Here is a 10,171-nt window from a genome sequence, read left to right on the forward strand (position 1 = left end):
CGAACTCGGGACCTACTGATTACAAGTCAGTTGCTCTACCAACTGAGCTATACCGGCACACCAGATAAGCGGAGCGCATGATAGGCAGTTCCGCTTATCGAATCAAGTAATTTTTCACTAAATTCTGTGATCAATAAATTCCCCCTAAATACTCACCTATCGACCGCTCGATCAGCACAATATTTATCCTAATTCACGAGGCTAATCTGCTTTATCAGGGCGATATATAAGAAGGTAAATCACTAGGGTGGTGGCAACAGAGAAACAGAGCGCATCCAACAGCATAGTAACCACACCGAAAGATTCTCCTTCCTCGACAAAAGAGAGCACTACCATAATCAATGCTTCAATACAGAAAGCCACTCCGGCAGCCTGAATTTCCAGTGCAGCAAGAGACTTTGCATTGCCCAACTGAAGATGCTTCAGCGAATACAGAATATGCACAATGAATGCTGTCACAATAGCAATCAACGTTGCATCCACCAGCGCTTCTACCCAAAACACGCCTAAGTGCACACCGAGTATATCCAGCAGAAGCATGACTACCGCTTCGGCAACAAACAATGAAAAAAACAGGAAAACGAGTGAATACATAACTACTTGCTAACTCCTACAACTCTACCCAGTAAACAAGACATCCACCGTTAAAAGAATAACCCAAAATCTCCCATTGAAAAGTCAATATCAATACAACTCCCCAACCTTAACAAAAAGCGTCTTAGGAGCTAGTCGATTTCATCTGCATCAGTACTTTAGAACCATTTGCCTATCACTTTATTGCCCAAATCCTGATGCCGTGCCACTCTTTCCTTCAGCTATTATTTAGGAGTTAACTCATGCGCGCATATCGGGTAGAAACAGCTGAAGGAATTGATGCCATCCAACTGACCGAACTGGACACTCCAACACCGGGGGATAATGAAGTTCTGGTCAAGATGAAAGCCTGCTCTCTTAACTACCGTGACCTACTGATCACAATGGGTGGTTATGTCCGTAATGATAGTCGCCCAATTACGCCGATGTCCGATGGTGCAGGAGAAGTTATCAGTGTTGGTAAAAATGTCACCCGCTTTAAAGCAGGTGACCGGGTTATGGGTAACTTTTTCCAGCACTGGGTTGACGGAAAGATTGATGATAAAGGTTTGAATTCTGCTCTTGGCGGAGCCATTGACGGCGTATTAGCTGACAGTTTCATCCTACAAGAGGACTGTACAGTAAAAGTACCCGAGCATATGTCATACACAGAAGCAGCCACTCTACCCTGTGCAGCCACAACGGCCTGGCATGCCCTAGTCAACGTTGGCGAGATCAAAGCAGGCGACACCATTCTATTACTGGGTACCGGCGGAGTTTCCATCTTCGGGCTGCAATTGGCAAAAGCTAAGGGCGCTACGGTCATCATCACCTCTTCAAGCGATGAAAAACTGGAACGCGCCAAAACGATGGGTGCCGACCACATTATCAACTATAAAACTCATCCAGACTGGGAAGAGGAAGTACTGAGAATCACCGCTGGTAAGGGTGTTGATAATGTCCTTGAGGTTGGCGGTGCTGGGACTTTCGAGAAATCAGTCGCTTCCGCCAAGGTAAACGGCACCGTTTCAGTCATCGGCATCCTCAGCGGATTGGAAAACCCAAGTATCAGTTTAATGACAATCTTTAACCTGTTACGCATCCAGGGTATCTATGTTGGTAGCACAGAGATGCTGACTGAACTGTCTGACTTTATGGCTGAGCACAACATTCAACCGGTTGTGGATAAAACGTTCTCCTTCAGCGATGCAAAGCTTGCTTATCAACATATGGCTGCCGCCAAACACTTTGGCAAAGTCGTTATAGAAGCTGATTAATCACTCGTGATGAGGCGGTTGTTGTAAATAACACCCGCCTCTCTCTTTACACCAAGAGCCAAGAGCACTTATCGATGCTTAAAGTAATCGCTACAATAGTTACTGCACCTGGCCATAGAGACAGCGTAATCGCTGAACTAAAACAGATCCAACCTATGGTCGTGCAGGAACAGGGATGTATTCATTACGATATCTTTGTCGATCTGGACACTGATCTCCCCCGAACTCAACCTAGCGACCCTGACATAATTACTCTTCTAGAAGGCTGGCAATCGCTTCAGGAATTGGAAACACATCTGTCGGCTCCTCATATGCTGGTATTCAGAGACAAGGTTAAAAGCAGCGTGGAATCCGTCAAACTAAGAATTGTTCAACCCTCATGATTCTTAGATTGCGGCCGATATTGCTAGTTTGATATCCTGCAAAACTTGTAGGTGTTATTTCCAACGGCAGTGAGTACAGACGTTGATGGCAACAAGAGCCAATAAATTCAGATTATTTTCGAACAGGTTAACGGTCTTCATACTGACCTGTGTTTCACTTTTTCTGGCCGGTTGTTCTGTCGCTCCAAAACCTTTGGATCAAGAACAAATTAGCCTGACCAACGCCAGCGACTACCGTTCCGCTACACGAAGCATCCCTAACATTCGCAAACCTCTCACTCTGGAAGAGGCTATTGCCCGTGCCCTGAAGTATAACTTCGAGCACCGGGTTAAAATATTCGAGCACGCCCTAGCCACTGGCAAGCTTCAGGCTGGTCAGTATGACATGATGCCTAAACTGCTCACGGAAGCAGGGTATTCCTGGCGTAATAACAGTAACAGCCGACAAACATCAGCCTCAGCAACTACTGTCAGCAGTGAAAACCAGAGTGCGACAGCAGATCTGAACTTTTATTGGAGCTTCCTCGATTTTGGACTGGGTTATTATAATGCTCAGGAAAATGCTGACCGGGTAATGATCGCCGCAGAGAGCAGACGACGTGTCATGCATTCTCTGGTGCAAAACGTGGAAGTAGCTTTCTGGAGAGCCGCGGCTGCTCAGAAACTGGAAAAGAAAGTAAAGAACACCATCAAGATTGGTGAATCCGCTCTGCAGCGCTCACGCCTGATCAGTCTGGAAAATATCCGCCCCCCTGAAGAAGCGTTACGCTACCAGCGAAACCTGTTAGAAAACCTGCGTCTTTTGGAAAAGGTGAATGCGGAACTATCTGCCGCACGTAATGAGTTAACCCGCTTGATTGGTGCCAAACCGGGCAGCACATTTGAGATAGACACCAGCAACTACAGAGCCCCGATAAAGCTGAATGTTCCGATTGAACGTTTGGAAAAACTGGCACTGACCAACAACCCAGACCTACGCATTAACCACTATCAAAGCCGTATTGCGGTTCTTGAAACCAAACGGGTAATGCTCAAACTGCTACCTAACATTTCATTCAACACTGGCCTGCACTACGATGACGATAAATTCCTGACCAACCAGAACTGGCAGGATGCAGGTCTCTTTGTCAGTTATAACCTGTTCGACATCCTGTCCGCTCCTGCGCACTCACGTACCACTCAATTGGGAGTCGACCTGGCTGTAGCAAAACGTATCGCTGTACAGATGAGTCTGCTGGCTCAAGTTCACTTGGCTGTTCAAGACTATAGCGATGCTTTGAAAGCCCATAAACGTGCCAATGAGATCCACGATGTTGACCAACAACTGGCCCAAATCGCTCTGAATAAGGAAAGAAGCCAGGTAGCAAGTGAACTGGACCGTATCTCCAGTGATGTAACAGCGATTCTGAGTGAAGTCAGGTACTACCACTCCATTGCAAAACTTCACGAAGCTGAATCACGTATTCAAGCTACCGTTGGTCTGGAACCAAGAATCGGCAATCTGGATAACGTCTCATTAAGCGTTCTAACAGAGCAGGTTCAGGCCAATCTCAAGAACCCGAATCTCTTTGGTGTAGCCAATAGTGAAGAGTCTGACATTCTTATCCGAATGCAAGACAGTAAGCCGAAGCAACTGGCATGGCTACAGGTAGGCGCATACAAGGTTCTGGAAAATGCTCGCGATAAGCAAGCCCAGACTGAACGTAAGTTAATGGCCATCCCAGGTGTTATGAACGTGGTATCGAAACCTAGTCTCCGTTATGAAAACGGATTGTATCTGGTTCAATTCGGTCCGTTTAAAGAGAAATCAGCATTGACCCTGGCGAGCGTCCTACAAAAAACGCTTAATAGCCCGGTGACCGTTCTTTCCTACTAAGACTTGGTCAGGTATGCGTATGCCATTATCAAAGTTTGCTTTTTTACACCGTTGCAATTTGTATAGTTCCTGGCAACTAAAGCCGGTTATATGGAGCCTTACTGCGGCTCTATGTTTCCTATTACTCATACCCACGACAGTGACAGCAGAATCGGTCATTCCCGAACTGGAGATGCGCGCACAACTGTCTCCCAAACGGTTTACCACCCTATCCGCCGAATTTGGTGCCAAAATTAAAAGCATCAGTGTTCTGGAAGGGGAAAAGTTCAAAGCGAAACAAACCCTGATCAAGTTCGACTGTTCATTACAGGCGGCGCAGTTACGCAAAGCAAAAGCAGCACTAGCTGGGGCGCAGAATACTCTTTCTGGTAACCAACGCTTAGCCAAACTAGGCGCCATAGGCAATGTAGAGCTGAAAAACAGTCAGGTAGAAGTCACAAAGGCTAGAGCCGATATCAGCTACCTGCAAACCACCTTAGGCAAATGCAGCCTTTATGCACCATTCTCAGGCCGGGTTGAAGAGTTGAAAGCCCAGGAACAACAATATGTACAAGCGGGCCAGCCCCTGCTGGAAATCTTCGATGATTCCAGCCTTGAACTGGTATTTATCGTACCTTCTCGCTGGTTAGCCTGGCTCAAGCCAAATCATCAATTTAATGTTCACATTGATGAAACAGGCAAAGCTTATCCAGCTAAACTTATACGTACAGCAGCCAAAGTTGATCCCGTCAGCCAATCGGTCAAAGCCTTCGCGGTCATCGATGGTAAGTTTAATGAATTGATGGCAGGTATGAGCGGCAGAATAGCGCTCTCCCCGCCAAAGATAGAATAGTCATCCACAGAGATTGATATGAAAGCCACTGCGTCACCAAAGCGACTTAAAAGACAAACACCAGGGAATCTGCGACTGGAACAACGTCTAATGTTTGATGGTGCGGTCGCAGACACCGTAGTGGATGAAATTCCACTGGAAACGCAAATTAGTAGCGCTCCCTCACCAGCAATCTCCCCGGTCGTAGAAAATGAGGTTTCCGAATCCAACCTTGTTAGCTATCCAGATTCGCAGCCCCCTGCAAACCTTGAAAGTGCCGAAGCATTAACCCATAGCGCTCTTCATGAGTGGTTCAGCAATTCCAATTATCTGCAACAAGCCGCCGACTTTTTTAGTGCCAATGCAGACAGTACCGAATGGCAAACTAATGCCCTTGAACTACAAAGCGCGGTTCTCGACGGTGAGTACAATATTCAGGTAAAGCTCCTTGATTCAACTACGTTATCAGGTGCATTGGGAGGGTACAGTTCCAGCGGTACTGATGGCAAAGCAACCATCTATCTGAATGAACAATGGCTTTCCATAGCCACACCTGAAGCCATTCAGTCTGTGCTTCTCGAAGAGATCGGCCATGATTTCGACCACATTCTGAATAATGGCCTAGACACCGCTGGAGATGAAGGCCAGCACTTTTCCAGTCATATTCTTAACAACCCAGATAATTCAAACTATCAAGGTGATGATCACAAGCAGATAGATATCGACGGAATACTTGTTACCATTGAGCAAGCTGGCTTAAGCATAACCGACTCGAACGGAGGAGACAGCGGGGACATTAGTGTTTCAGAGGACAGCACGCTTACTGCTCAAACATTCAATGTTTTACCTCTTAACGATGTCACATCAATCGAAATCGAAGGTGTAGAGATAGTCGGAGGAAGCTACCCGGTTGCAGTGCCAACAACTTATGGCTCTCTGGCTGTTACAGATTTCAACTCAGCTACGGGTGTAGTTACCTACAGCTATACCCCGACGGGAACACCTTTTGACCATAGTTCCGGTGAAATACTCGATAGCATCAGCATTGATGTCACAGACAGTACCCTGGGAACGGCATCTGACACGCTCGATATCCTTATCACCGATACCACTCCAACTGCCGAAGCAGATACGGTTTCAATCGAAGAAGACACTGCCACATTCTCCGACAATGTCATTTTAGGGGGACTGACAGATGATACACTGAGTGCTGACCTGCCTGTCACTGTTGTAGGACTGGCTGTCGGCGCTACCGGAGCCAACCTCTCAGATGGCGCCACCTTAGATACGCCGTTATCTGGCACTTATGGCACGCTGGAAATCGCCGCAACGGGTACTATTACCTACACGTTAAATACTGCCCATGTGGATGTTCAAGCCCTAACCAGAGGTGACAGTATCAATGATTTGTTTACCTACACCCTCTCAGATGACGATGGTAGCGAAAGTAACGCCCTGATCACCGTTACGATTAATGGCGTAGATGAACCCACAATTACTATTACTGATAGTAATGCTGGCGACACAGGAGATATCACAACTCAAGAGGGCGTTGAGCTTATCGCGGAAAGCTTCAACATCACTGCTGACGATGGGCTTGATCGACTCACCATTGAAGGCGTAGATATTACCGAGGCTGAGCTACTTGCCTCCAGCACAACCCCTATTGCTATCACCACCAGCAGAGGTACCCTGACGGTTATCGCGTACAACGACCTTACCGATACGGTCCTCTACAACTACAACTCATCTAGTGCCACACCTATTGATCATCGCGCTGGGGATGTACTGGACACGATCAGCATCACAGTTACCGATGTTAATGCACGTACCGCAACAGATGACCTGGATATCCTGATTGAGGACAGCGCCTCAATCGCCGTTGATGACAGCAACAGCCTTGAGGAAAAGGCCAGTTCAAATACTGTCACGGGAAATGCCATTACCGATCCAGCGGGAGCTGATCAACTGAGCTACGATGTGACCAGTACCGTCGTTGGACTCGCAGCGGGAGATACCGGCGCCAATCTGGTTGATGGAGCAACTATAGCCACCGAGCTCGCAGGCAATTACGGTACGCTTAATATCCAGAGTAACGGGGCATACACCTACACGCTGGATAACGATAATAATACGGTTGATAACCTCAGCAGAGGTTCAAGCCTCACTGATACATTTACTTATACCCTGCAAGATGCTGATGAAAGTCAGACGAACGCCCTGATCACCATAACTATTAATGGGGTGGATGAGCCGACCATTACTATCACTGATGACAATGCAGGTACTGCTGGAGACCTCACAAATCAGGAAGGGGTCGAAATCATTGATGCTAGTTTTACCATCAGTGCCGATGACGGCTTCGATAGTATAAACATCGGAGGCACTGATATTACCGAGGCTGAACTTCTTGCCACGAGAGACACCCCCATTGAGATTACTACCACCAGAGGCACACTCACCCTCACCGAATACAATAATACAACCGGGATTGTTCTATATAGTTACATCACATCCAGTGCGACACCTATCGACCATCGCGCCGGCGATCCACTCGACAGCATCAGTATCACACTTACGGATACTAATGCGCGTATAGCAACAGATTCTCTGGATATTCTGGTACAAGACAGTGCCTCAGTCGCAGTAGACGACAGCAACAGCATTGAAGAAAGGCCCGCAACAAATACCGTTACCGGCAACGCGATCACCGATGGAGCAGGCGCAGACCAACTGAGCTATGACACACCGAACACGGTAGTTGGGCTGGCTGCAGGGGATACCAGCGCGAATTTAGCCGATGCCGCAACGATTGACACGGATCTGACGGGAACTTACGGTACTCTGAGCATCCAGAGTGACGGTAGTTATACCTACACCCTGGATAGCGACAATGTTGCAGTAAACGCCCTCAGCAGAGGTGACAGCCTAACCGATACATTTACCTACACCCTACAAGATGCCGATGAAAGTCAGACTAATGCACTGATAAACATCACCATTAACGGTGTAGATGAGCCGACGATTACCATCACAGACAGCAACGATACCGAAGCGGGTGATATTACGACCCAAGAAGGTGTAGAGATCAGTGACGCCAGTTTCACAATCAGTACTGATGACGGCTTCGATCGCTTAACCATCGAAAGCACTGATATTACTGAGGCAGAACTACTTGCAGCGGGCACAACACCTATCGCTATTACAACCAGCAGAGGCACCTTAACTGTCACGGGATACAACGATAGCACTGGGATCGTCGTGTATGACTACATAACCTCAAGCGCGACACCTATCGACCACAGTACAGGTGATGTTCTAGACACCATCACTATTACCATCACCGATACAAATGCCCGTACTGCAACAGATACCCTGGATATTCTGACTCAGGATAGCAGCCCAACCGCAATAGATGATGTTAACAGCATTGAAGAGAGACCCGGAGCCGATACAGTTACCGGCAATGCTATTACCGATGCTCCAGGTGCCGATCAACTGAATTTTGACACCCCAAGTACAGTAGCAGGGCTCGCGGTGGGCGATACAGGTTCAGACCTGGTTGATGCTGCAACGATTGCTACTGATTTGACGGGAAGTTACGGCACTCTGAATATCCAAAGTAACGGGGATTACACCTATACACTGGATAACAGTAATAGTGTTGTTAATTCACTGATGGAGGGGGAAAGCCTCACTGATATATATACCTACACCCTGCAGGATTCAGACGGTAGTCTGAGTAGTGCCTTGATCACTATTACGGTTATCGGAACCGATGAACCGGTTATCACTATCACCGACAGTAACGATACGGCTGACGGAGATATCACCACGCAGGAAGGGGTAGAGATCAGCGCTGCCAGCTTCAATATCGAAGCCGCAGATGGCTTGGATAGGTTAACTATTGAAGGCACCGACATTACTGAAGCAGAACTGCTTGCTACAACTACGGCACCAATTAGTATCGATACCAGTAAAGGTACCCTGACAGTTATCGCCTATAACGATACCACCGGGGTGGTCTTGTATAACTACACCTCTTCGATTGAATCACCTATAGATCATCGCACCGGAGATTCTATCGATAGCATTACTATCACTGTTACCGATCTTAATGCCCGAACAACTTCAGATACCCTGGATATCCTGATTGAGGACAGTGGCCCAACAGCTGTCGCTGATAGCAACAGCATTGAGGAAAAACCGGCTGTAAGCACCGTTACTGGCAACGCCATTACCGATCAAGCTGGTGCAGACCAATCCAGTTTCGATACTCCAAGTTCAATAGCAGGCCTGGCAGCAGGTGATACGGATGCTGATTTAGTTGATGCCAGCACCGTAGGCACAGAGCTCAGCGGCAGCTACGGTACTCTGAATATTCAAAGCAACGGTGATTACACCTATACGTTAGATAACACTAACAGTGATGTTAGTGCTCTAGCAGAAGGTGAAAGCCTCGACGATATTTTTACCTACACTCTGCAAGACTCAGACGGTAGTCTGAGTAGTGCCTTGATCACCATTACCGTTAACGGTGTCGATGAACCGGTTATCACCATTACCGACAGTAACGATACAGCTGACGGTGATATCACCACGCAGGAAGGGGTGGAGATCAGCGCTGCGAGCTTTACCATCGAAGCCGCTGATGGGCTTACTCTACTCACTATCGAAAGCACCGCAATTACTGCAGCAGAACTACTCGCCGCGAGCACAACTCCTATCGCGGTCACCACCACAAGAGGCACCCTGACCGTTACCGACTATGACGATTCAACCGGTGAGGTGCAGTACAACTATATCAGCTCGAGCGCTACGCCTATCGACCATAGCGAAGGTGACGCAATAGACAGTATCAGCATTACCGTCACTGACAGTAATGCCCGTGCCACAACAGCTACCCTGGATATCCTGATTGAAGATAGCGCTTCAATTGCCGTGGCTGATAGCAACAGCATTGAAGAGAAGCCTGCGTCAGACATAGTCACAGGTAACGCCATTACTGATTCAGAGGGTGCCGATCAGCTCAGTTACGACACCCCAAGTGTGGTAGCCGGTCTGGCGGTAGGTGATACGGATGCCGACTTAGTTGATGCCAGCACTATAGGCACAGAGCTCAGCGGCAGCTACGGTACGCTGAATATTCAAAGCAACGGCGATTACACCTATACCCTGGATAACGCTAACATCGATGTTAATGCCCTTGCTGCAGGTGAAAGCCTCGACGACATATTTACCTATACCCTGC

Annotated in this window: 6 protein-coding genes; 5 read left to right on the forward strand and 1 reads right to left on the reverse strand. The window is 47.7% G+C overall.

Annotated features, from left to right (window positions below):
- Positions 1 to 201: 201 nt before the first annotated feature.
- Positions 202 to 594 (reverse strand): hypothetical protein, encoded by a 393-nt coding sequence (locus GY843_RS08685; RefSeq protein WP_297308619.1) that lies wholly within the window; start codon positions 592 to 594, stop codon positions 202 to 204.
- Between the two features lie 242 nt (positions 595 to 836).
- On the opposite strand from GY843_RS08685, the gene GY843_RS08690 reads away from it, so the two are divergent.
- The 5 genes from GY843_RS08690 to GY843_RS08710 all read left to right on the forward strand — a co-directional run.
- Positions 837 to 1,850 (forward strand): NAD(P)-dependent alcohol dehydrogenase, encoded by a 1,014-nt coding sequence (locus tag GY843_RS08690; protein WP_297308621.1) that lies wholly within the window; start codon positions 837 to 839, stop codon positions 1,848 to 1,850.
- Between the two features lie 74 nt (positions 1,851 to 1,924).
- Positions 1,925 to 2,233 carry a putative quinol monooxygenase gene (locus GY843_RS08695; protein WP_297308623.1) on the forward strand — a complete coding sequence of 103 codons (309 nt, stop codon included), beginning with the start codon at positions 1,925 to 1,927 and terminating at the stop codon, positions 2,231 to 2,233.
- 193 nt (positions 2,234 to 2,426) lie between these two features.
- A complete protein-coding gene (locus GY843_RS08700; RefSeq protein ID WP_297308625.1) occupies positions 2,427 to 4,109 on the forward strand; it encodes a TolC family protein in 1,683 nt (560 codons plus the stop codon).
- Positions 4,110 to 4,128: 19 nt separating this feature from the next.
- The gene (locus GY843_RS08705) at positions 4,129 to 4,941 is read left to right on the forward strand and encodes an efflux RND transporter periplasmic adaptor subunit (RefSeq protein WP_297308626.1); all 813 of its coding nucleotides are present in this window, start codon (positions 4,129 to 4,131) and stop codon (positions 4,939 to 4,941) included.
- Between the two features lie 18 nt (positions 4,942 to 4,959).
- Positions 4,960 to 10,171: VCBS domain-containing protein (locus GY843_RS08710; protein WP_297308628.1), on the forward strand; the 5,212-nt coding region annotated here is incomplete at its 3' end.

Origin of the sequence: Neptuniibacter sp., assembly GCF_024231755.1 — a bacterium.
Lineage (GTDB): Bacteria > Pseudomonadota > Gammaproteobacteria > Pseudomonadales > Balneatricaceae > Neptuniibacter.